General features: G+C 42.7%; 1 rRNA gene. It reads left to right on the top strand.

The features are described from left to right. Window positions 1-255 (top strand): 23S ribosomal RNA (locus ACU68U_RS09405); the annotation flags it as partial.

Raw genomic sequence — 255 nt, 5'->3', positions numbered from 1 at the left:
GTAGAAATTCCTGTACTACAAGATTGTGATTGAGAGAAGTACTGACGCAGAAGGAAAAGTCGAGCGTGTGAATGGTAGAACACGTCCAAGTAACAAGCCAGAATATACAGGCAAATCCGTATATTCGTTAACGTAAGTTATCATGGGGAGCAGAAAGATGCGAAGCGACAGATTCAAACTGCCAAGAAAAGGTGCTATCGAATAATCTTGTACCCGTACCGCAAACCGACACAGGTAGGCAAGAAGAGAATTCTA

Source organism: Finegoldia sp. P3-F-LR, assembly GCF_052932165.1.
This window is presented reverse-complemented; position numbering and strand designations above follow the sequence as displayed.